A 21,527-nucleotide genomic window follows, 5' to 3' on the forward strand; every position below is an offset into this window, starting at 1 on the left:
GCCTTTCGAGCGGTCTTTTATGCGACAAATGACGTACAGTTACTTGCCAAGGCGGTAGCCGCCGAGCACTTGTTTGGTCTCGTCCACGGTGACGAAGGCGCTGGCGTCCACCTCCCGAATCCGATTCAGCAGTCCATCCAGATGCTTGCGCTCGGCAATCGTACCGACAATGCAGACGGGACCTGATTGACCAAGAGCCTGAAACTGCGTAACGCCATACCCGAAGGCACGGATGGCATCCGCCACCTCGTCACTTCTGGTCATCGAAATCGTGTGGACTTCCACCGAGCCGAACGCCAGTCGGTTCTCGATCCACATGCCCAGCCAAGTGCCTGCGCTATAACCGAGCGCGTAGCCTGCAATATTCCACGGGTTGTCGAGATGACCCATCACTTTGCCAATTGCTGTGATCCATACTGTGACCTCGATCAAGCCAAGGATTGTCGCCCACGTCCGCATGCCGCGCACCATCAGGACGGTTTTCAGAGTTCCAATGGGAACATCGGCAAGACGCAATCCGACGATAAAGAGCGCGCCACCGAGCGAACTCCACGGTATGAGGAACGCCAGTGAATTAATCGAATCGGATATGATCTCAGCAGTGAAGGCAATAAGGCTAATGGCAGCGACGGCGGCAATACCCACCCAGATGATTTTTCGTTTCCAGACATTTGAGTCGAATTTTTGGGAGATGGTGCGTAACATGAGTTGGCGCTCCTTTGAATTGGGGTTGCGCCAACAATACGATATTGATGAAGAAATCACATCGGCGGAGTGACGTGAGACAGCTAAAACAAAAGACCGCCTTTTCGGCGGTCTTGGATAGGACAAATGACGTATAGCCCATGCTCAGGACAAGTGAAGTTTGATTAACTCGGAGACGACATTCGGAGAAACGCGCTTGTATTGACAGCCAATCCCTGATTACCTGCGTACTCCTGTAAATACGCTTTGTGGACACCATGATAAAGTCACAACAGGTGTTCCATAAACCTCCAGTCACCTTCGTTGGAATTGACGCAGACTCCGCTGATTCCGTCTCCATCATTTGTGTGCCCGCTGACATTGTCCATCCTGAACCCGTCACCGGTGTGACTTGAATTTCAATCAAACTTTCCGCTTATTTTGAAAAAGTTCGCCTATTCCATTTGATCGATCAGATTGTGAATCGCTTCGGTCCAATTGACGGGATATGAGTTTGGATCGTCGCCCAGGCGAACCACCACCACGTTCCTGCGCGGCGCAACATAGACAACCTGCCAGTATCTGCCCAGTGCCATGAAATCATATGTACCGTCCTCATTCTGGAATCCCCACCAGTGATACTTGTAATACAGGGACAAACCCGAAAGGGATGGAACCTTCCAGGCATCTTCAGGGGTTGTCGACTCACTCACCCACTCCTCAGGCAGGATTTGACTACCGTTCCAAGTTCCAGTATGGAGGAAGACCAGTCCAAAGCGGGCATAGTCAACAGCGCGGGCGTTGATGCCGCTCTCCATCTTCTCGAAGCCGGAGGCCTCACTGTCCAAACTCCATGAGGCGGAATATTCCGCTCCCATCGGCTTCCAGAATTTCTCCTGCAAATACTCCGACACGTTCACACCCGTGACTCGTTCAATTATCAAACCCTCCAGCAGTGGATGATAATTGTTATAGAGCCATTCATCGCCAATCGGCGCGCCAGAGGCTCGGACACGCAAAGCAGTGCGGCGCAGATCAGGCGAATAGTAAGTCAACGCGTCATCGCCGAACGGAGTGGGATGTTCCGCGTATCGAATGCCAGTGCTCATCAACAACAGGTCGCGGATGGTGAGCGTATCGAGTCCACGTCCCGCAATTTCGGGGACATACTTAATCACTGGGTCATCCGCAGATTCGATCAAACCGTCCGCGATAGCCGCGCCGATCAAGGCTGAGTTAAATGACTTGGCTGATGAAAAGGAGGTGTTGATCGTGTCGCGTGTCGCGCCATTGAAATAGCCCTCATAGATGATCTTGTCGTCCCGAATCACGATGAAGGCTTTGGTATCGGTGCGGCTGAACACCTCTTCCCAACTTGCCGTGCGGGCTTCACCGCTGGGAAGGGTCCATGTAAGCGTTTCGGGAATTCCCCCATTGCCTTTTTCCAGCACAGAGACATTCCCGCCATTTTGGATCGGGCGCTCAGGAAAAATGGCGCGGTCGTTAATATCAGACTGCCCATACATTAACAGCCGCCGCGCATATTCAGGCGAGTCGTACAGGCTTGCAGAAATAAATACCGCCAGAACAAGGATGAGGATGGAGGAAAAGAGTATTCCTACTATCTTCTTCAATCTGGACATGAAAACCTCCATAACTTATAAAGGTTGCAGCAATTCAGATTCAACCTATCAGAGCGCGGATGATCTCCTCCGCGTGCTTCTTGAATAGCGAGAGATGTCCCTCTGCTGGATAAAACTTCGCTTCGCACTTCGGGAGGGCTGATGCAGCAAAACGCGCCATCTCCACAGGTATATTTTGATCCGCCTCCCCGTGCCAGAGCAGGATCGGCATCTGAATCTCCTGAAAGCGGAATCCATAATCCGTGACTGACAGCAATGATTCGCGGAACGCGCCGCGCGTTCCCTGCCGCGTGGCTTCGCGCACCATGCGGATAAATCCTTGCTGGAATTCAGGATCTGAGTCGACGATTTGGCGGTCGGAAGCAGGGAGCACGGATGCGGCTCCCGCGATGAACTGTTTGGGCGCGAGGCGCGGCATTAATCCCATCATCATCCCCAGAAACAGGCGCGAGGCGAAGGGAGATTCGCGCGGCATGGTTAAGAATTTTCGCGTCCCTTCGTTGATGTTCTTCATCAATTCTGGTTCGGTGAACATCGCCGCGCCGCTCACAATACCAACCTTAGTTATTCGCTCTGGAATAGAAAATGCGCAAGCCAATCCATATGGTCCGCCAAGTGAATAGGCAAGCACGGAAAAACGTTCGATGTTCAAATAATCCGCCAACGCGAGCATATCTTTGGAGAAATCCAGAATTCGGCGGGTCGGCTGAAAATCGGAGAGTCCCAACCCTGGGCGATCTACCGCGATCAAACGCACATTGAGCGACTTTAACAACTCATCGCTTACATACAACGTGGATTCAACGCGCGAACTCGGCGAACCGTGAAAATAGAAAAGCGGCTTCCCGTCTGCTGGACCGCGCTCGTCATAACCAAGTTTGCGCCCATCGGGTAGTTGAAGTTGCTGATTCAGTTTTGTCATATTCCTCCGAGTGTTATTGAGTTACAGCGAAGCCAATCCCTCTTTCAACGCGTACAACGCGGCTTGGGTGCGGTTTGCCAATTGCAGTTTTGCCAGAATGTTGCTGACGTGCGTTCGCACCGTCCGCTCGCTGACGACCAGTTGCTCTGCAATCTGGTCGTTGGTCAGTCCCTGCGCGACGAGTTGCAGGATCTCATTTTCACGTTCCGTGAGCGGATCTTTGGTGGGCGGCAGTTTGGGTGGCTGGTTGATCTCGCGCATCACTTTGGATGCGATGGTCGGGGAGAGAAAGCCTTCACCGTTTCCAACCGTGTGGATGGCGTGCAGTAAATCCTGCGGGGATGAATCCTTGAGCAAATATCCCAGCGCGCCAGAGCGGATGGCGGAAAATACCTTCTCATCGTCCGAGAACGAGGTCAACACGATGATGCGCGCCTCCTGCCAATCCTTCTTGATCTCGGCGATGGCTTCCACGCCGTCCATGCGCGGCATCATCAGGTCGAGCAGGATCACGTCGGGTTTGAGGGCGCGGGCTTTGTCCACAGCCTGGACCCCGTCCGTCGCTTCGGCGAGCAGTTCCAGGTCAGGTTCTGTGGCGAGCAGGGCGCGCAGGCCCTCGCGCACGATGGCATGATCGTCTGCGATCAGGATGCGAATCTTGTCCGTCATGTCTCTCCTCCAAAACTAAGGGAACGGGACGCGCACCAGCACGCGCGTTCCCTGTCCCGTTTCCGAAACGACCTTCATTGCGCCGCCCAGTTTTTCGGCGCGCTCCTTCATGCTGTTCAACCCGATGCCGCCGCCGTCCTTTGCCGCGTTCAGGTCGAAGCCGCGCCCATTGTCGCTGACTTCGATTGCCACTTCTTCTGTGCCATCCACACACATCACAACCTTAACCGAAGTTGCGTTGGCATGTTTCAGCGAATTCGTCAGCGCCTCGCTCACGATGTAAAACAAACCCTGCTCCAGGGGCTCGGGCAATTTCCCCTCAAGGTTGGTCTGAAAGTGGACATCAATGCCTGAACGTTTTTCGACGGCATCAAGGCGATTCTGGATGGCTTTCGCCAGACCCTGTTCCTCGAGAACCGACGTGCGCATCTCGTAAACGAGGAGCCGCATCTCCTTCAAGGACTGCTGGGCAGTTTCTCCCAGGCGGCTCGCATACGCCTGAACCTGATCCAGATCTCCCGCGTTCGCCATGCGGCGGACTGCCTCCGCCAAAAGTGTCATGCTGTATAACGTCTGCGCGACGGTATCGTGCAGGTCGCGCGCCAGCCGCTGACGTTCCTCGATGGCAGACTTGATCTCCGCCTCTGCCAGATTGATTCTGCTGGTTATATCCACCATTGCACCGATCATACGAAGCGGATTGCGATCCTTATCATAAATAAAATAACCACGGTCAATGACGTGCGCGTTTGTCCCGTCTACGCGGCGAAATTTGTATTCCTCTGTCCAGTAATCCACTTTTTTTTCGAGCGCTTTTCGGACACTCTCGACCACCCGTTCCTTATCATCGGGGAAGATACGTTCCTGCCACCAGTGATGAGTCTGCACAGTATCCCCTGCATAACCGAACAACGTCCGCATGCCGTGGTTCCAGCGCGTTTCACCTCCCACGATATCCCAATCGTAGATGGCATCGGCAGAGACTTTGGCGACAAGCTGAAGTTTTTCTTCGTCGGTGAGGGATGGCTTTGGGGTGATTTCAGGCTCTATCGCAGGTAGGTGCGTTTCGGCTGACATTTCAGGGCATTATAATCGGAATTAGATAGGGAAAAATTTAATGGTTTGTTTGAGGGTGTCTAATATCCAAGATATTCGATGTCATCGCGAGCCCGCTAGGGCGAAGCAATCTCCTCATAACCTGGGGAGATTGCTTCGCCGGACTCTGTCTTCCTCGCAACGACATGAAATCGTGATTTCGATATTAGATACTACCTTTGGTGTTTTACAATCTGCAACGCTCGTATTGACCTAAAATATTTGTATCCAAAGATTCAAGTTTGATGGTCTGCTGACCATAATTAAATCCAATTTTCCACTCACAACCGTAATCGGATCTGTCCGGCGGGGTACAAATCTGGTATATGGGTATAGATTCAGGCCACAAAATTTTGTACCCGCCAAATAGAGAACAAAAAGCCAAAAACGAATGAACACCCCTACGTATAGGGGTGTTTTCGTTCATCAATACGATAACTTGAAATTCACCCAATATAACGCGCAATAACTTCGCCCATTGTTTTTTCCTCCATTATCTTCTCAAGATCGACGCCACCCAGTCTTCGGTGCGCCCTTCCAGCGTGCGGATGTCTTCGGCGCTCAGTGAGAGTCCCATCGTTTGGTTCAGAAATTGCGCGGCTTTTTCTTCGGTGAAGCGCAAGTCATCGGCGCGGATCTCGGTCAACTGTCCGCGCACGCGCCATCGTCCCAGCGGGAGCAGCGGGTCGGCGCGGCTGATGAAGACGAGATGGATGTTGTTGGGAAGATGGTCGATCAGGTAGGCAAGCACGTCGTGAATGGGCTGCTGCGTGATATGGTGATAATCGTCCAAGATCAGGACGACGCTTTTGCTGACAAATTCTGAGAGGTCGTTGATGAGTGCGGCGGTCAGTTCGCGTGGGTTGGAGGGACCAGCCGCCAGCAGGGGATCAAGCGCTGGGACAGGATCAGGCTCAAGCGGGCGCAATGAGGCAGCAATATAAGTAAAAAAGCGACCCGGCTCATTGTCGTCTTCATCCAATGAGTACCAAGCCACTTTTATATTTTTATTCGCCGCAAGCGATTCGGAAAGCAGGGTTGTTTTTCCAAACCCGGGTGGGGCGGAGATGACCGTCACTCTGCCGTTCGCGCCTGCCTGTATCCGTGCGACCAATCTATGACGAATGACCAACCCATCTGTTGGGAGCGGCGGGTACAGTTTGGTGGATAGGAGCGGAAACGACATGTAGATAATTATAAAACGGAAAGCTTTCAGGTATGGGCAATATAAGAATACCTTTGGAAAACTTCGATATTCATAATCGCAATCGAACCTGCCTTGCGGATACAAATCTGCTGGTGCAGCGCACCGTGATGATGCACCATCTCCCATCATCTCCCATCTTAACCGTGTTCAGTGGAACGGCAAAGCGGAAGAGAAGCCCGAGATTATCCATGCGCCATATAATTTCCACGATGACCACTACTCACGGCGCCACTTGCACGGTAGCGATAATCTGGTGGAAAAGATTTTCCATAATCGCACCAGGTTGATTCGACTGGGTTGTATCTACGTATCCACCAATCAGGTAAATGCACCCGTCCAATGACAGGTAATATCGAATCTCCTTCGTCCCGCCAGGGAACTCCCACGGATGGATATTCTCATAGGTTTGAGCAATGTGACCGCTGATTTGTGTATCCAGTTTACGCTCAAAGGTAAACCCTGTTTCCATGCCAGGTGCCTGGTGTACCGATTTGCTCTCGTCAGGCTGCATATTTACCATGATTGATGTTGCCGCTGGGTCATAATTGTAGACATCATGGTTATAGACACCATCCTCGACCATTTTTTGGATTTCAGGGGTAACCACGGACATGTAGATGAAATTTGGGATGCCGGCATCTGAATCTGGCAGGTTGAAACGAAGTATCTGACTATACGGGGTTTGCTCAGTGGCTTGCATTTCTGGTGGGTAGCTGATTGCATATCCGCACTGCTGGTTGGCACTGTTGTAGGTCATCCAAGTAGCTGGGATCGGCGATTGGCTGGTCTCAGTCGATGCCGCGCGGTGATCGAAACTTGCCGTGACGCCATTGACGTTCACTTCATAGGGTCCCTCGGGAGCGAATGCGATATTCAGCGGGACTTCGACACGCATCGGAAGCGTATCGGGATTGCAGTCGGTCTCTGCAGGGACATACGCCACAAGCCGCACGAAGAAAGTTGTTTCATCACGATGCACACGCACCTTGCCCAGTTGGGCACAGGCATTCGGCAGGTTCGCCGAAACGATGGCATGGATGGGAAGCGGTGAGCCACGACCAATGTCAACGTTGACCGCATCTACTTGTATGTCAGTTTTATCGAAGGGCATATCCACTGCCCGCAGGGAAGAGGTTGAATTGGCAGTATCCAGCTTGAAGTCGGCGCGAGAACCGTTCACGGTCACAGAATAGGAACCGGCGGGTAAGTCCACCACATTGAGCGGGATTCCCATCTTGAAATACATCGGATCTTTTATACATCCGTCCACTGCGGGTCCACCAACATCGGGCGTGGCAGACAGTGTGATGATGAAGTTCGAGCCGTCCTGTTTGATCTCGGTATGTTCGACCTGCGAACAGGGATCGGGCATCCAGCCGCTGACGATCACATGCACGGGGATGGGCGAGCCGACTCCGACCTCCACCTCAACCTGATCCACCGCAATGGTCTGGTAGCCAACTGATGGCGAGTCGTACGATTCGACGGGCGTGGGTTGTTGCCCAGATTCGCTTACGATGGTGGTCAGCGGCGAGCAGGCGTTGAGCAGCAGGAATAGGCTCAACAATAGGAACGATAGGGGGGTTGTTTTCATTTTTTCTCCTTACAAATAAATGGTTTTAGAAAAAGGATGGTCAACCATTTGAACGGACAGATAACGATGTGACATATGAAAATGTTCCCGAATGTGACTTAAAAGGTTGTATCAAAATCGTACAAGATGAACCGCCTGTTTTATGAGTACAGGAGGTTCGTCGTCTTCAATAAAGATCTATCATCCAATACATCCTTCAACATGTCCTTCATTTGCAGGCGTGCCCGTGCGAGTCTGCTCTTCACAGTACCGATCGGCACACGCAGAGTCTGAGCCGCCTCCGAATAATCAAACTGATAGATGTCCACCAGTGTCAGCACATTGCGATATGTCTCAGGCAGTTGCTCCATCAACGCACGGATCTCCTCTGAGAGTTCAGCCTGTTCCACCGCATCCTGCACCGAAGCGGACGGGTCAGCAAGCCACGGCGCAGACTCCAACTCCTCACCGTTATCATCCTCAGGGAACAACGGCTGCGACGGGTGGCGCTGCGAACGCCGCAGAACGTCATACGCACAGTTGGTCACGATCCGCAACAGCCAGCCGCGGAACGACCCTCCACGAAACCCGTTCAATCCCCGAAATGCCTTCACAAAACTCTCCTGCGTAACATCCTCAGCGGAAGCTGAATCGCCCATCAGAGAATATGCGTGGTGGTAGGCTAGATCCTGATAACTCAGCACCAACTGGTTGAACGCCTCCAGATCGCCTTTCGAAGCTGCCAGCACCAGAGATTCATCATGGATTTGGGTATTCATTCCGATCTCCTCAAATACTTCCAAAACAATTGCTCAACACCATGCCTACTTTATTCTCTGTCAATCTGGGGTGGGTGTCGCTAATCAACACAAGAAACTGGACAAAAAGTAGTACAATTTCGGCGTCGTTTCGCCGATCATTCAACCTAAACACACTTGTGGATCATTCATTCGGAAGCTGGATTAGAAAAAGACGTAAAGCACTCGACCTGACACAACAGGAACTCGCAAAGCAGGTGGGATGTTCTGTTTCGCTTGTGTTCAAGATCGAGTCGGATGAGCGTCGTCCCTCGCGCCAAATCGCCGAACTGCTTGCCGAAAAACTGGACATCCCCGCCGACCAGCGTGCCCACTTCCTCAAAATTGCCAGACAGGAAAAAAGCACCTCCAGCCTGGACGCCATCCCGCCTCTTTCCCGTATCGAACCTGTTTCACCTCCCAAACTGAATCCTGGCAATCTGCCCCTTCCTCCCACCCCGCTCGTCGGGCGTGAACACGAAGTCAATGTGATTACCCGCCAGTTGCTCGAACCCGCCTGCCGCCTGCTCACATTGACAGGCGTAGGCGGAATCGGCAAGACCCGTCTTGCCATCGAAGCGGGACGCCAACTCGAATCCCATTTCAGCGGCGGCGTCTACTTCATTTCCCTCGCTGGCGTCGGCATGACCGAGTCCATCGTCCCTGCGGTTGCGGATGTGCTCGGGGTGGCGTTCTCGGGTCCTGCTGAACCACTCGTGCAAGTCGCAACATTCCTTCAAGGAAAGAACGTTTTATTGGTGATCGACAACATGGAGCATCTGGTCGAAGGAGCCAGTCTGCTGGGCAAGCTCCTCCAACAGACCCAGCAGGTTAAAATGCTCATCACCTCGCGCGAACAACTGCGCCTGCAATGGGAATGGCTCTTCGAAGTACAGGGACTTCCCATCCCCGAAGGAACGGATGCAAACATCGAGCACAACAGCGCCGTTTCTCTTTTCCTCCAACGTGCCCGCCAGACTTCACAGAATTTTTCGTTGGAGCCGGATGATGCGAATGCGCTTGTCCGCATCTGCAAACTCGTGGGCGGGTTGCCTCTCGCCATCGAACTCGCCGCCTCCTGGGTGCGGTCTTTAGCCTGCCGCGAGATCGCAGAGGAACTTGAGAAGAGTCTCGACCTCCTCGAAACCAAAATGCTCGATGTCCCTCAACGTCACCGCTCGATCAAAGCCGTTTTCGACCACTCATGGGCATTACTTACCGAACAGGAAAACACACTGCTCAAAAGATTGTCCGTGTTTCAGGGAGGTTTCACGCGTGAAGCCGCCATCAAGGCGATGGGAGCGACCCTTCCCATGCTGTCCTCGCTCGTGGATAAATCCCTCCTGCGCTTCAATCGCAACCCCGACCGCTACCACCTCCACGAGTTGATCCGCCAGTATGCATCTGCCCGACTTCATTCCAATCTCGAAGAAGAGCAAGATGCCTCTGAACAGCATGCCCTGTATTTTGCCGAATGGATCGCGGCATTGGAATCCCCCTTCAAAAGCGCGGACCAGCCACAGACAACGCAGCTGGTCCGCTCAGAGACATCAAACTGGCTGGCAGGCTGGCATTGGGCTGTCGAACAGGGACGGCTGGAGATCCTGCGCAGGATGTCTCCCTGTTTGAATTGGTACTTCGAAGTGAATGCTCATTACGATGAAGCACTCTCTGCATTCACAGCCGCCATGAATAAGTTCCGTGCTGGTGGGGCGCCAGACAGCCTCAAAAGCCCGCAGGAAAAATCATCCTTTGCTGCATTGGTAGATCAGGTGGGCTGGTTCGAGTTCCGCAAAGGCAACACAGAGCGGGCGACAACTCTGCTTGCAGAAAGTTTGGAGATCGCCCGCGAACACAACGACCCCGAAGTCCTGTATTACATCTTTGGCAATTGGGGATATCTTGCGCTGATGCAGGGTGAGATCTCTGAAGCGGGTAGACTAATTACCGAAAGCCTTAACCATAGCAGGTCATTGACGCCGTGGCACACAGCCATCTCCGTCAATATGCTTGGTATCGTGGCGTACCAGCACGGAAACCTGAACGAAGCCTATCAGCAACTGACCGAGAGCCTGAATATCTGGCGTTCCGTCGGCGACCCGCGCGGGTTGGTCTTCTGCATGTTATATCTGGGAATGACAACCTTTGCACTAAACCAGGTCGAAGAGACTCGCTCCATTTTGAATGAGAGTAACGCGCTTGCAAAAGCTAACATGGATCGTTGGGCGCAGGCGTTCGGGTCGGATATGCTTGGGATGGTGGAACTGGCACAAGGTCAGAATGAAGAAGCGTTGCAGCATTTCTTGCGGAGCATCATGCTCTACAAAGAGATTGGCGACCAATTGAACTCCATGCAGCCTGTCATCCATCTCGGGCAGACGTATGCCGCGCTTCGGTCGAATGTGGAAGCGAAACGCCTGTTCCTCGAAGCCTATGCCGCCGCCCGCGACAACAAATGGACGCTTATCACACTGAGTGCGTTGGTTTCATTTATAGAGATGGAAATGAAAAATGGGCTTCCACAAGAGACGAAGCTGGCGGTGGCTTTATCTGTCATCTCGAATCCTTCCGTGACCCCGCATCTGCGTGCCCGTAGTGAAAAGCTGCGTGAAGCGATCTCATCACACCTGACAGCCGACCAGGTCAAAGCGGCGGAGAACTACGCAAAGCAAAAGGCAACCGAAGAGTGGGCGCAGGAAGTTTTAAGATAAGCTGGTTATTCCCCCTCGACATACAAATAAAAATCGATGGCATGATGGCGTTCATCGCTGTTGTCTGCGCTCGCCTCTATCCTTTCGATATGGAAAAATCCCCAGGGCTTTCTCGATGGGGTGTGTCCTCGTGGCACAAGGATCGAGATGTGGATATGAGAGAGTGTATCTTCAGAGTTGGGATGAATAGTGTTCCCAACGGACTCTTGAGCAGACCTCAATACCCTTTCCAGAAAATCTGGTGACAAGTTGATGGGCATGAGTACCTCTGCCAACCAGGTATGGACAGCCTCGTCCGTGCTTGTGGCGATGTGAAGTACGAGTTCTCCCAGCACGTGCCAGGCGGGGAAGTGAGTATAGATGTTCATTGTTGACAAAAAATTCCTTTACGGTCTCTTGAACCACCGCATAACGAACTTGAGCGAGAAAATGTTCCTCGACGGGTTCAGGGGAAGAGCGTGGGAATTTGGCTGTTTCAATGAAATATCAGGTTTTAGCCTTCTTGCTCTTGTTTTTACATTCAAAGCTGCACAAAAATCTGCCCAGCGCGGCATATATCATGCATACGGGTATAAGCTCCGACCCACATTGAACCACATTTAATACATACCACATCCGCTCCCCATATAGGGAGACAGGATGCTCAGAATAGAATAAAATTCTCTATATTGCTGGATGATCGTATATGGGAATAGGAATTTCTCTCATAAACGATCATGTCGCACTTTCCATCAAAGGGCGCAAATTTAATTGAAAAAAACGTCTTGACAATCCGTTGCTTTCGCAGGATTGTCAAGACGTTATCTTTTTCATTACAAGCTGTTCTCTACAACCGAACTACAATGAAGGTCAAGAACGCGTGTTCACCTTGCCATTGTACACCCCACTATCCTTCGCGTGGATATGCATCAAGTCTTCGCCGAAGCTAAAGACAGCAGTTACCTCGTCTTCATCACCGGTCACAGCCGCACCGCGGATATTGAGTTGACCACATTAGGGGTGCATGGTCCAAAGAACTTGTATGTGTGGATGCTGGGTAAATAGATCGGTAAACGCATTCAAGATAATTTTTTGTTGCGAAACGAGTTGATAAATATATTAGATTGAAACCAACCTTACCTGCCGCAATATAGGGTTGGTTAAGTCAATCACTTTTACTGACCTGTGCTGGGAATAGGATTGCTAGTGTTTCAAAGCATATGAGAGCAGCGCTCCTTTTTTGGGGTAAAATATTTATATGGCAACATTCTCGCGCGAAGAAATTCAAGATGGCTTACGGCGGCTTGGTGAACTGGCGCAGAGTCAGGGACTGCATGTGCGGCTTGCGCTTATAGGTGGCGCAGCAATGGTATTGGGATATGACGCCCGACAATCCACACGTGATGTAGATGCTGTGATTCTGTCCCCTGCTGAAGCAAAACTTGTCAGAAATCTGGTAAAAAAAATCGCTGCTGAAAACGATTGGCCCGAAGATTGGCTAAACGATGGAGCTAAGGGCTATATGGTGGGCATCAGTGAAGGGTCGCTTTTATTTAGCGCACCAGGAATAGACGCATTCTCCCCATCACTTGCGCAATTGCTTGCGATGAAACTTTGTGCATGGCGCGATGATCTTGATATTTCCGATGCCCGCCGTCTTTTACAGGAAATTGTATCGGGACGCGGCAAGGATGAAATATGGGCTAGCCTTGAACCGTATCTTGTCCCGGGAGATGAATTAACTGCACAATACGCCTTTCTAGATTTATGGGAGGCTCTGCATGGAACTGATTGAACAACTCGCTGAAGCAGCGCTTCAAAGGGATAGTTTGCGGCTTCGTAGTTTAGTACAGGATATTGCCCGCGCTAACATTAATTGGGGCCTGATCTTGCGACCGAAAACAAACGATTTACGTCTGCTTGCTTTGTCTGCATCGCTGGCGGAACTTTTGGCGTCCCGTCAAAAACAAGAACCTCCTGCATGGACAAAAGAGATTGAGCCATTACAAGAACCTTTCTATTTACTTCAATCCGCAGAGAAGATGAAACGCTTACGCTTGCTTTGCGAAACCCAATCGCCTGAGCCTATGCGTAAACGCCACCTTTATGCCCCGCCAAATTTTCTCGAATTTGCATAAGCCCATGCTATTTATTCCAATATTCTTTTGGCGGTTGATCAATATCGTCATTGCCTCCAGTTTCTACCTCACAACCGCAATTGGATCAGCCTGGCGGGGTACATATCTGGTATACGGGTATAAGTTTCGCCCCACATTGAACCACATTTAATACATAGCACACCTTGCTCCCATATATGGGGGCAGGATGCTAAGAACAGCGTAAAGTTCTCTATATAGTTGAATGATCGTGTATGGGAATAGGAATTTCTATCATAAACAATCATGCCCCATTCCCCGGCTTTAAAAAGCCGGGGAGTTTGTTTTAAGGCACTTCAATAGTGTAGACCCGCTCAACTCAGCGCGAGTGTGATCACTTGCTCGATGGTCATTCCCGCACCTTTTGACCATGCCAGTTCATATACCACATCCCCAAGCTGAGTGCGTGCGCTGGCCAATACAGCCGTGACATGCTTCTGGGCGACTTGTTCGAGCGGCGCGCCAATGCGGATCCGCAAGGTCTCGGCTGCCGCGAGGAGTTGAACCGCATGTTCGTAGCGCCGTTCCCTTTCGTTGACTTGGGCGAGAAGCTCAAAGGAGTAGGGATAACCACGCGGCAAGCCTAAATGTTGGCGAATACGAAGGGCTTCGGTGAGGTGTTCCCTGGCACTTGCAACCTCCCCCATCTTATAAGCCGTTTCTCCCAGGTTGTGTATGGCGAGAGCGACGCCGCGTTGATATCCGAGCGATTGAAAGATCTCCCGTGTTTCCTCGAATGCCTGTCTCGCTTCCACGTATTCGCCAATTTCCATCAAAACTACGCCAAGGTTATTAAGGGCATTTGCAAGTTCAAACGGGTTCTCCAGTTCGCGCCATAGCGTGACGCTAGGGATATGATATTGAAGTGCTGTTTCAGGCATATCGGCATCGTAAGCAATAGATCCCAGTATCTGCCTAGCTTTTGCCATCCCAAAAGTATATGAGAGCTGCTCAGCCATCGCAAGGGCTTCTTCAGCCTGCGCTTGTTTATTCGGGTCAATGCCAGCAAGCCCAGCCAGATCGCAATACCTCAACCACGCATCAATCTCCCCTCGTTGATCGCCAAATTGTTGAAACAACTGCCGAGCTTGCTGAACACATTGCAACCCATATTCAAAATCCGTGATCGCTGACGAAAGCTCGGCCGCCGCCAGCAGGGCTTTTGCCCGCTCGATCGAAACCGAACCCTGAGTGTCTTCCAACGCGCGTTGCAGCCAGCGACGTCCTTCCTGGAAAAATCCGCCCAGTTCCCAGAAATTCAGTTGTGTGCCCAATTGTGCGACCAGGGCAAGTGCCTGCTCGCGATCGTGAACGAGCAACCATTCGTACGCTTGTCGCAGGTTATCGTGATCATTTACAGCGATCTGCAGTCTTTCAGAGAAAGATTTTCCTATTCGGTTTTCTGCTACTTTGGAGACAAGTTGTGCGTAATAGCGCGCATGGCGTTCCGACGCATCCAGTTCTTGATCGCTGCCGCGCAAATACTCCTGGGCAAACTGACGGATGATCTCATGTATACTATAACGGCGATGCTCGGCATCCGCCCCAAAAACCACCAGTGAGTGGTCGACCAGTTCGGCAAGTAAATCGGCGCACGGTTCATCAGGTGAACTGACTGCCTCGGCAGCTTCCAAAGTCCACCCGCCAGCAAAGACCGCTAATCGGAGCAATAACGCACGCGCCTGAGGATTCAAGAGTCCGTAAGACCAGTCAATCAAGGTATGAAGCGTATGTTGCCGTGATGTGGTTTCGCCCGCCCGCTTATTCAGCCAGGCGAAGCGTTGATCCAGCCGTTCGGCAATTGCTTCGATAGGCAGCGCACGAGCCTGTGCGGCGGCGATCTCGATCGCCAATGGGATACCGTCCAGCTGTTGGCAGATACGAACAACCGCCTTGACATTCGCATCGTTTAGCTTGAATTGCAGCAACGATTGTGCGGCTCGGTCTGTGAACAGTTGAACGGAGTCAAACTTTAGCGCGTCCACAACCGTGAGTTGTCCTGTGTCATTGACTGTGGGGATCGCAAATGGCTCCAGCCGGACTACATGCTCCTCGTCAATGTGAAGCGGGATACGGCTCGTCGCAAGTACGGTCAGCCCTTCGGCATCGCGGCAGAGGGTTTGGACGAGTCGCGCGCAGGCTTTCACCTGATGTTCGCAATTATCCAACACCAGGAGCATGGTCTTGCCATGCAGATAATCCAATATTGCGCCCGTGGATGATCTGCCGTTACCGGTCGGCAAATGTAGTGCCGCCGCGACCGCATCATCCACGGACTTTTCATCCGTAACCCCGGCTAATTCAACGAAACAGATGTCGTGGGCGAAAACGCCTGCCATACGGTGGGCAGCTTCGATTGCGAGGCGGGTCTTGCCAACTCCGCCAGGTCCTGCCAATGTCACCAGCCTGACCGTTCGGCGCGACAGAAAATCGACCAGACGCGCGGATTCTTGCTGACGCCCAAAGAAGCGAGTCAGAACGGGCGGCAGGTCGATGTGCGTGGCATGCGCCTCAACCAGCGCTCGGGCACGAATCTGTTCGGCAAGAGTTACGGTTTCAACGGCTGGAGCGAGTCCAAGTTCGGCTGCCAGCACGCGGCGGCAGGTTTCGTACACATCCAATGCGGCGCTGCGCCGATCTGCGCGCGCCAGCACACGCATCAATTGACGGTAAGCGGATTCGCGCAAGGGTTCAGATTCAAGCAAACGGCGAATGGAACGTTCCGCTTCAGCCAGTTGACCAGCACGTTCGTGAAACTCGGCAAGCTGTTCCAGTGCGGACGTCACCCGCAGGCGGAATCCTTCCCGCTGAATGAGGAGCCAGTCCTCAAATTGCGCGCAATCGCCGAGCGAGAATCCCTCCATAAATTCGCCGCGCACCAATTCGAGCGCCTGTGTCAACCGGGCAGCGCACTCAATGCAAGAGAGTGGATCAGGATGCGGGTGGAGGCGACAAGCCTCGGTTAAGGTGTTGAAGCGGGTTACATCCAGTTCATGATCGCTGAGGGGGTTGAAACGCAGCGTGAGTCGGTCACCGATCAGGAAGGGTTGTTCATCGGAAGCGCTATTTCCCAGCGCTTTCTGAAGATGCGCCCAGGTGACGCGCAGATTGTTTTGTGCTGAAGCGGTGGGCAAGTCGGGCCACAGCAAGCCCAGCAGAGACTCACGGCTGTGCGCGTGATCTGACTCGATCAGGAGATAGGCAAGCAGCCCGATCGCTTTGCGGTTGGCGAGCGTAATGGCTCCCGACTGGCGATTCTCGATCTGCAAGCGACCCAATAAAGAAAAAATCATTTCAGACAATATGTGTCCAAATAATGATGAATTAATGGCGTTTCGTTAAAGTATCAAAAGAGTATGGCGCAACGAGCATGAGTCAATTATTACATGATTCCCATCAGAAAGGAACTGCTTATTGTTACAACAGATCTGGTCCATCCCAACTGATGGTTTGCAACATAACCCAATGCACTGCAAATCAAACCCGATTTACCGTAGGAGTACTCCATGTCAACGGAAAATGAAGCGCCAATCAAAGTGATCGTCGAACTCCATGCCAAACCGGGCAGGCGGACTGAGCTCAGAAATCTGCTTGAATGTGTTGTGGGGGAATATGGATTGGGCCAGCCAGGTTTTCTGGGCAGCACGTGCTACGAGGTGATCGATAACCCCGACATCCTGGTCGAGATCGCAGATTGGGTATCTGCCGAGGTGCGGGCGGCAGTCATGCAACAAGCGATGAACGACGGCGCCTATACGCCTCTGGAGGAACTGTTGGCCGCGCCGTTCAGGGCGATGGTCATCAGGCAACTGCCTTGATGTGTTCACACATCCATAAAATTGTAACGATTGATGCGCTCGCTCTGAGTTGCATCCCATATAACCAAAGGAGAAAATAAAATGAAACTCAATGTTATGTTCACCATCGCGGCCATTGTTCTGATCTTGTTCGGCTTACTGTCATTCTTCGCTCCACCTGCTCTTGCGGGAACTGATCCGACGGCAGCTTTCAGCGCCAAAATAAATGGTGTGATATTGCTTGCGCTTGGTGTGCTGGCTTGGCTGGTTCGGAATGACGGTACGTCAAAAACGCGTGACTCGGTCGTCCTGGGTTACACCTTGTTATTTGTTCTGTGGGCTTTAGTAAGCTTATATGGGGTCACATTAACGGACATGCCATCCCATAATATTTCATGGATACCCGCCTTGATCCAAGCTTTGATCGCAGTTGGCTTCTTCATGGCAGGCAAAGCCAGTATGTCAGCAAGCGCAAGGTAATTCATTGATATGAGCAGACTCATCATTCTACATTTGTTGGAATGGCGAGTCCGCTCATATAAGCATGGCGTAGTTTCATCCAACCTCAAGTGGATATCCCCTAAAGGGGACGATGGCGCAAATCTTTAAACGTCATAATCTTTTTAAATAGGAGTTTTCACCATGTCACTACTTCTAACCCTTCTTATCCTCAACGTCGTCCTGCATGGCATCATCGTTGCCCGCTTCGGAATCCGGAATAACCTACCTGTCTTCGTGTTCATGTTGGTGTATGCCGCTTTGGGCATCGCGGTCTATCTCTCCGTACCAAATGTACTGTGGGTTGTGCTGTCCTTGACGACCATCGGCACTGTCGGCTTGACCATCACATTCAACAAAATAGCCCGCGACAAAAGGCTGGAGATGGTGATCTGGCCACTTAATATCGTCATTATTCTGGTTGCCGGATACTTTTTGTTTGCGGCATAGCGGGACTACGCGGCAATCAAGCCTTTCGCAGAGCGTGACTTCGAGCCGCTTCGCGTCCTGCTCCAGCAAAATCACCTCTTAGCTAGTGCAGGCTTATACCATGTTAGTGATACATTGCAAACAATTAGTATTAAACAAATAAGGAACCCTTAATTATGTCTACTATCACCAGCTCATCCCCCACCTCCCGCAATTCACTCTTCCGCTTAACTTTGATCGGCGGGTTTATCGGAGGTCTTCTCCATCTTGTGATCTTACAAGGAATCGTTTTTGGGCTGATTCTTAAGACTCCAATTGTTAGCTCATTGCAATTTGCAGCCAGCGGCATAATGGGCGAGGCTGCTTTTGCAGGCGGACTTGCCACTGCCTTGTTTGGGCTGGTCCTCGATTTCATCATGATCACGATTATGGCTGGCGTTTTTATTTTCAGCGTTGACCGAATTCCGCTCCTGCGTCGCCATGTCATCCTTGGCTCGTTCCTATATGGGTTTGGCGTTTTCATCGTGATGAACTTTATTGTCCTGCCGCTCAGTGCTGCGCCCACGCTGCCAGCCCCACCATTGTGGCTGCTCATTGTACTCATCTTACAGCACAATCTGCTCATCGGGCTGCCGTTGGGATTACTCGTCAGGTGGAATGCGCGGTGAACAAGAAAATCACTGATGAGAGCGAAGCTACCAGGATTGCAAAGGCCAAGTGAAGTATCCAGTTCGAGTCCGTTGCAGATGGCACGAAGATCACTTCGCTCCGTGCGCTCGCAATAACATATCATAGTTTTAGTGGTTAAGGAGTCTTACATGTACAACTGGCTGGTACTTCTGCACATCTTTTTCGCCTTTCTCTTCATGCTCACCCACGGAGCCCACGCCGCCGCGATGCTGAAATTCCGCGGTGAGCCCGACCCTGAACGAAGCCTGACCTTCTTCAGCAATGTTCCCGACATCAGGTATGTCAGGTATCTCACTGTCGCAATGGGGCTCTTCGGCTTTGCTCCTGCATTCATGACTGTCTGGTGGCGACAATAGTGGGTTTGGCTCTCAGCGCTTGTCTTCCTGATCGTATCCTGGGTCATGTATCAATATGGGGCAGGTTACTACGGCATGATCTCGAACGCTGCCCGGCGCCTGATCGAAGCCAGAAAAACAAATGTGGACTTGCCCGCCGCGCAAAAAGAATTTGATGAGGTGCGCAACGCGCCCAATGCGATGATCGTTTCGGTTACAGGTATCATTGGGCTTGCCATCCTCCTCTGGCTGATGAGGTTCAAACCGTTTTAAGAACATCGTTCATCGTATTTATAAGTTCACAAGGAGAACAGACAATGGGAAAGTTCACAGTAAGCGTTTTTATCAACCGTTCACCGCAGGATGTTTTCGACTTCTTGAGCGATCCTGCAATCAAGCCTAAATGGATGCCGATTATGCAATCAGCAGCGTGGGCATCCATCGGTGAGCCTTGCATTGGTGCAACCGGCCGTTGTGAAAGAGCATGTGCTCACCCATAGCATTCTTCCCAAAAATGAAGAGCGTTGTTGAAGCCAATCACCCTTAAAGGAGTAGCCATGAACAAGCCTAACCAATCGATTACAGGAATTGCTGAAATAGCGTTACGTGTCCACGACCTCGATCTGATGAGAAGATTTTACGAACAAGTGATAGGTCTTGAAGTTCTACGAGAAATCAAAGATAGCAATGGCACAATTATATTTTATGCCGTCGGGGCAGGGAATGACCACATGGCGCTGTTTGAAGAGAAATGGATGGATTGGTTCACGAGAGATAAATCTCCTCAAATCGACCCGAAGCTGACTACCCTTTCTCATTTTGCAATTATTCAGGTTTACTTAGATTGATTTACAATAGTCGGTATGACATGGAAACCATCATACCTAACCCGAGAACAAATGGAAGAAAGACGGCTTGAAGGTGGACGGCTGTTGAAAGCTGGAAAAATGTCAAAAGCCGAAATCTCAAGACACCTCGGAGTAAGCCGGGCCACGGTCGGCCAATGGGCCAGAATCATAGAAACAAAAGGTATGCGCGGACTCCAAAAAAGAAAAGCGGCTGGTAGCGAGCCGAAGTTGAGTAATCCACAAAAGCAAAGCTTAAAGAGGAAGCTGGAACGAGGGGCTTTGGCGAATGGATATCCAACTGATCGCTGGACATTGGACCGTGTCCAAAAATTGATCAAAAGAGAATTTGATGTCACTTATCATCCGAATTACCTCAATCGATTGTTGCGCAAACTAGGTTTCAGTCCACAAAAGCCAATGCCACAGGCTATTGAACAGGAAAAAGAGTTAGTGGAAGCTTGGTTGCTAGGAGATTGGCCAAGGATAAAAAAAGTCACATCGTCTCAAAGCAAAAATCGTATTTTGGGATGAATTTGGGTTCTCCTTTCAAGAAATATTGGCTACGACGTGGGCTCGGACTGGCAAGAGACCCGTTTTTCGACGGGTAACCAAAGATCGTCGAGCGCTATCGACAGCCGTAGCGCTGACACTTACAGGCAAGATCTACAAGAAATGTTTTGAAGGTTCGATAAAAAGCGATAACTTGATTGAGGCACTTGAACACCTCCGTAGGCAGGTACCTGGAAAAATCATCTTGATCTGGGATCGAGCCCGTATTCATCTTAGCAAGCTCACCAAAGCTTATCTCTGCCAGCATCCTGAGATCATGATTGAAGAGTTACCTGCTTACGCTCCACAGCTCAATCCGGAAGAGTATTGTCACGGAAATGTTAAACAACATCTCAGAAATGCTCGTCCAACTTCTAAAGAGGAGATTCGCTCAATGCTTGATCGTGGTTTTGCTCGCTTGCGTCGTCGACCAGACTTACTTCTTGGCTTCTTTCATGCCGCCGGTCTTTCTGTTAGGCAACTTCAGTTAACCTGAATAATGTACGAAAACTCAAGTAGGTGTTATATAATCTATTTATGGTTACCCCAATACTGGCTACGAAACTCTATATTCCGCCGCCACCTTCCAAAGTAGTAGCCCATTCCCGCCTGATCAAGCAACTTTCAGAGGGTTTAACTACGGGGCACAAACTGACCCTTATCTCTGCTCCGGCTGGCTTCGGAAAAAGCACATTGGCCAGCGAATGGATAATGAGTAGCGGGCGACCAGCCGTCTGGCTATCGCTGGACGAGAACGATAACGACCCGGCAAGATTTCTAATCTACCTCAATAGTGCATTACAGGCAATTTCGCCGAATCCAAGTATGGGGGTAATAGATGCACTTCAATCTCCACAGCCGCCACCTGTTGGTCCTATCCTAACAGCCTTGACAGAATCGGTATCCACATCTCTTAAAGCTGACAAAAACTATTTCAAACCTCGC

23 protein-coding genes are annotated in these 21,527 nt (G+C 51.2%); 13 read left to right on the top strand and 10 right to left on the bottom strand.

Translation table 11 applies throughout. The features are described from left to right. Window positions 1-39: 39 nt before the first annotated feature. The 8 genes from QY332_16220 to QY332_16255 all read right to left on the bottom strand — a co-directional run bounded on the left by QY332_16220 (window position 40) and on the right by QY332_16255 (window position 8,572). Window positions 40-705 carry a DUF5698 domain-containing protein gene (locus QY332_16220; protein ID WKZ35160.1) on the bottom strand — a complete coding sequence of 222 codons (666 nt, stop codon included), beginning with the start codon at window positions 703-705 and terminating at the stop codon, window positions 40-42. 434 nt (window positions 706-1,139) lie between these two features. Beyond that, on the bottom strand, window positions 1,140-2,327 hold the full coding sequence (locus QY332_16225; GenBank protein ID WKZ35161.1) for a serine hydrolase: 1,188 nt from the start codon (window positions 2,325-2,327) through the stop codon (window positions 1,140-1,142). Between the two features lie 40 nt (window positions 2,328-2,367). Then, a complete protein-coding gene (locus tag QY332_16230) occupies window positions 2,368-3,249 on the bottom strand; it encodes an alpha/beta hydrolase (protein ID WKZ35162.1) in 882 nt (293 codons plus the stop codon). 21 nt (window positions 3,250-3,270) lie between these two features. Next, window positions 3,271-3,918, bottom strand: coding sequence for a response regulator transcription factor (locus QY332_16235; protein WKZ35163.1), 648 nt, complete (start codon window positions 3,916-3,918; stop codon window positions 3,271-3,273). A 15-nt stretch (window positions 3,919-3,933) separates the two neighbouring features. Further along, window positions 3,934-4,995, bottom strand: coding sequence for a PAS domain-containing protein (locus QY332_16240; GenBank protein ID WKZ35164.1), 1,062 nt, complete (start codon window positions 4,993-4,995; stop codon window positions 3,934-3,936). 511 nt (window positions 4,996-5,506) lie between these two features. Then, window positions 5,507-6,199, bottom strand: coding sequence for an AAA family ATPase (locus tag QY332_16245; GenBank protein ID WKZ35165.1), 693 nt, complete (start codon window positions 6,197-6,199; stop codon window positions 5,507-5,509). A 241-nt stretch (window positions 6,200-6,440) separates the two neighbouring features. Next, on the bottom strand, window positions 6,441-7,814 hold the full coding sequence (locus tag QY332_16250; GenBank protein WKZ35166.1) for a hypothetical protein: 1,374 nt from the start codon (window positions 7,812-7,814) through the stop codon (window positions 6,441-6,443). A gap of 140 nt (window positions 7,815-7,954) precedes the next feature. Further along, window positions 7,955-8,572, bottom strand: a complete 618-nt coding sequence (locus tag QY332_16255) for a sigma-70 family RNA polymerase sigma factor (GenBank protein WKZ35167.1) — start codon at window positions 8,570-8,572, stop codon at window positions 7,955-7,957. Window positions 8,573-8,730: 158 nt separating this feature from the next. On the opposite strand from QY332_16255, the gene QY332_16260 reads away from it, so the two are divergent. Further along, the gene (locus tag QY332_16260) at window positions 8,731-11,301 is read left to right on the top strand and encodes a helix-turn-helix domain-containing protein (GenBank protein ID WKZ35168.1); all 2,571 of its coding nucleotides are present in this window, start codon (window positions 8,731-8,733) and stop codon (window positions 11,299-11,301) included. A 5-nt stretch (window positions 11,302-11,306) separates the two neighbouring features. Here QY332_16260 and QY332_16265 read toward each other — a convergent pair whose 3' ends face one another. Beyond that, a complete protein-coding gene (locus QY332_16265) occupies window positions 11,307-11,669 on the bottom strand; it encodes a hypothetical protein (protein ID WKZ35169.1) in 363 nt (120 codons plus the stop codon). A gap of 535 nt (window positions 11,670-12,204) precedes the next feature. On the opposite strand from QY332_16265, the gene QY332_16270 reads away from it, so the two are divergent. The 3 genes from QY332_16270 (at window position 12,205) to QY332_16280 (ending at window position 13,418) form a co-directional block, all read left to right on the top strand. Continuing rightward, window positions 12,205-12,345 carry an LUD domain-containing protein gene (locus QY332_16270; GenBank protein ID WKZ35170.1) on the top strand — a complete coding sequence of 47 codons (141 nt, stop codon included), beginning with the start codon at window positions 12,205-12,207 and terminating at the stop codon, window positions 12,343-12,345. Between the two features lie 193 nt (window positions 12,346-12,538). After that, the gene (locus QY332_16275) at window positions 12,539-13,075 is read left to right on the top strand and encodes a DUF6036 family nucleotidyltransferase (protein WKZ35171.1); all 537 of its coding nucleotides are present in this window, start codon (window positions 12,539-12,541) and stop codon (window positions 13,073-13,075) included. Beyond that, window positions 13,062-13,418, top strand: a complete 357-nt coding sequence (locus QY332_16280; GenBank protein ID WKZ35172.1) for a hypothetical protein — start codon at window positions 13,062-13,064, stop codon at window positions 13,416-13,418. Before QY332_16275 ends, QY332_16280 begins: the two co-directional genes overlap by 14 nt. A 332-nt stretch (window positions 13,419-13,750) precedes the next feature. Here QY332_16280 and QY332_16285 read toward each other — a convergent pair whose 3' ends face one another. Then, a complete protein-coding gene (locus tag QY332_16285) occupies window positions 13,751-16,729 on the bottom strand; it encodes a BTAD domain-containing putative transcriptional regulator (protein WKZ38475.1) in 2,979 nt (992 codons plus the stop codon). A gap of 213 nt (window positions 16,730-16,942) precedes the next feature. Between QY332_16285 and QY332_16290 the strand changes: the two genes are divergently transcribed. The 9 genes from QY332_16290 (at window position 16,943) to QY332_16330 (ending at window position 21,078) form a co-directional block, all read left to right on the top strand. Further along, window positions 16,943-17,254 carry an antibiotic biosynthesis monooxygenase gene (locus tag QY332_16290; protein WKZ35173.1) on the top strand — a complete coding sequence of 104 codons (312 nt, stop codon included), beginning with the start codon at window positions 16,943-16,945 and terminating at the stop codon, window positions 17,252-17,254. Between the two features lie 81 nt (window positions 17,255-17,335). Continuing rightward, window positions 17,336-17,713 (top strand): hypothetical protein, encoded by a 378-nt coding sequence (locus QY332_16295; GenBank protein WKZ35174.1) that lies wholly within the window; start codon window positions 17,336-17,338, stop codon window positions 17,711-17,713. A 162-nt stretch (window positions 17,714-17,875) separates the two neighbouring features. Next, the gene (locus tag QY332_16300) at window positions 17,876-18,181 is read left to right on the top strand and encodes a hypothetical protein (GenBank protein WKZ35175.1); all 306 of its coding nucleotides are present in this window, start codon (window positions 17,876-17,878) and stop codon (window positions 18,179-18,181) included. Between the two features lie 155 nt (window positions 18,182-18,336). Beyond that, window positions 18,337-18,828 carry a hypothetical protein gene (locus tag QY332_16305; protein WKZ35176.1) on the top strand — a complete coding sequence of 164 codons (492 nt, stop codon included), beginning with the start codon at window positions 18,337-18,339 and terminating at the stop codon, window positions 18,826-18,828. A gap of 150 nt (window positions 18,829-18,978) precedes the next feature. After that, a complete protein-coding gene (locus QY332_16310) occupies window positions 18,979-19,206 on the top strand; it encodes a hypothetical protein (GenBank protein ID WKZ35177.1) in 228 nt (75 codons plus the stop codon). Window positions 19,207-19,281: 75 nt separating this feature from the next. Beyond that, window positions 19,282-19,458, top strand: coding sequence for a hypothetical protein (locus tag QY332_16315; protein WKZ35178.1), 177 nt, complete (start codon window positions 19,282-19,284; stop codon window positions 19,456-19,458). A 284-nt stretch (window positions 19,459-19,742) separates the two neighbouring features. Further along, window positions 19,743-20,033, top strand: coding sequence for a VOC family protein (locus QY332_16320; GenBank protein WKZ35179.1), 291 nt, complete (start codon window positions 19,743-19,745; stop codon window positions 20,031-20,033). Between the two features lie 51 nt (window positions 20,034-20,084). Further along, complete coding sequence (locus tag QY332_16325; protein WKZ35180.1) at window positions 20,085-20,564, top strand: winged helix-turn-helix domain-containing protein; 480 nt, start codon at window positions 20,085-20,087, stop codon at window positions 20,562-20,564. Between the two features lie 25 nt (window positions 20,565-20,589). Next, window positions 20,590-21,078, top strand: a complete 489-nt coding sequence (locus tag QY332_16330) for a transposase (GenBank protein WKZ35181.1) — start codon at window positions 20,590-20,592, stop codon at window positions 21,076-21,078. Window positions 21,079-21,527: the final 449 nt, after the last annotated feature.

This window comes from Anaerolineales bacterium (genome assembly GCA_030583885.1).
Lineage (GTDB): Bacteria > Chloroflexota > Anaerolineae > Anaerolineales > Villigracilaceae > Villigracilis.

Coding starts and splice junctions, on each gene's coding strand:
- QY332_16220 (WKZ35160.1), bottom strand. CDS start 705: ATGTTACGCACCATCTCCCAAAAATTCGACTCAAATGTCTGGAAACGA.
- QY332_16225 (WKZ35161.1), bottom strand. CDS start 2,327: ATGTCCAGATTGAAGAAGATAGTAGGAATACTCTTTTCCTCCATCCTC.
- QY332_16230 (WKZ35162.1), bottom strand. CDS start 3,249: ATGACAAAACTGAATCAGCAACTTCAACTACCCGATGGGCGCAAACTT.
- QY332_16235 (WKZ35163.1), bottom strand. CDS start 3,918: ATGACGGACAAGATTCGCATCCTGATCGCAGACGATCATGCCATCGTG.
- QY332_16240 (WKZ35164.1), bottom strand. CDS start 4,995: ATGTCAGCCGAAACGCACCTACCTGCGATAGAGCCTGAAATCACCCCA.
- QY332_16245 (WKZ35165.1), bottom strand. CDS start 6,199: ATGTCGTTTCCGCTCCTATCCACCAAACTGTACCCGCCGCTCCCAACA.
- QY332_16250 (WKZ35166.1), bottom strand. CDS start 7,814: ATGAAAACAACCCCCCTATCGTTCCTATTGTTGAGCCTATTCCTGCTG.
- QY332_16255 (WKZ35167.1), bottom strand. CDS start 8,572: ATGAATACCCAAATCCATGATGAATCTCTGGTGCTGGCAGCTTCGAAA.
- QY332_16265 (WKZ35169.1), bottom strand. CDS start 11,669: ATGAACATCTATACTCACTTCCCCGCCTGGCACGTGCTGGGAGAACTC.
- QY332_16270 (WKZ35170.1), top strand. CDS start 12,205: ATGCATCAAGTCTTCGCCGAAGCTAAAGACAGCAGTTACCTCGTCTTC.
- QY332_16275 (WKZ35171.1), top strand. CDS start 12,539: ATGGCAACATTCTCGCGCGAAGAAATTCAAGATGGCTTACGGCGGCTT.
- QY332_16280 (WKZ35172.1), top strand. CDS start 13,062: ATGGAACTGATTGAACAACTCGCTGAAGCAGCGCTTCAAAGGGATAGT.
- QY332_16285 (WKZ38475.1), bottom strand. CDS start 16,729: ATGATTTTTTCTTTATTGGGTCGCTTGCAGATCGAGAATCGCCAGTCG.
- QY332_16290 (WKZ35173.1), top strand. CDS start 16,943: ATGTCAACGGAAAATGAAGCGCCAATCAAAGTGATCGTCGAACTCCAT.
- QY332_16295 (WKZ35174.1), top strand. CDS start 17,336: ATGAAACTCAATGTTATGTTCACCATCGCGGCCATTGTTCTGATCTTG.
- QY332_16300 (WKZ35175.1), top strand. CDS start 17,876: ATGTCACTACTTCTAACCCTTCTTATCCTCAACGTCGTCCTGCATGGC.
- QY332_16305 (WKZ35176.1), top strand. CDS start 18,337: ATGTCTACTATCACCAGCTCATCCCCCACCTCCCGCAATTCACTCTTC.
- QY332_16310 (WKZ35177.1), top strand. CDS start 18,979: ATGTACAACTGGCTGGTACTTCTGCACATCTTTTTCGCCTTTCTCTTC.
- QY332_16315 (WKZ35178.1), top strand. CDS start 19,282: ATGATCTCGAACGCTGCCCGGCGCCTGATCGAAGCCAGAAAAACAAAT.
- QY332_16320 (WKZ35179.1), top strand. CDS start 19,743: ATGAACAAGCCTAACCAATCGATTACAGGAATTGCTGAAATAGCGTTA.
- QY332_16325 (WKZ35180.1), top strand. CDS start 20,085: ATGGAAGAAAGACGGCTTGAAGGTGGACGGCTGTTGAAAGCTGGAAAA.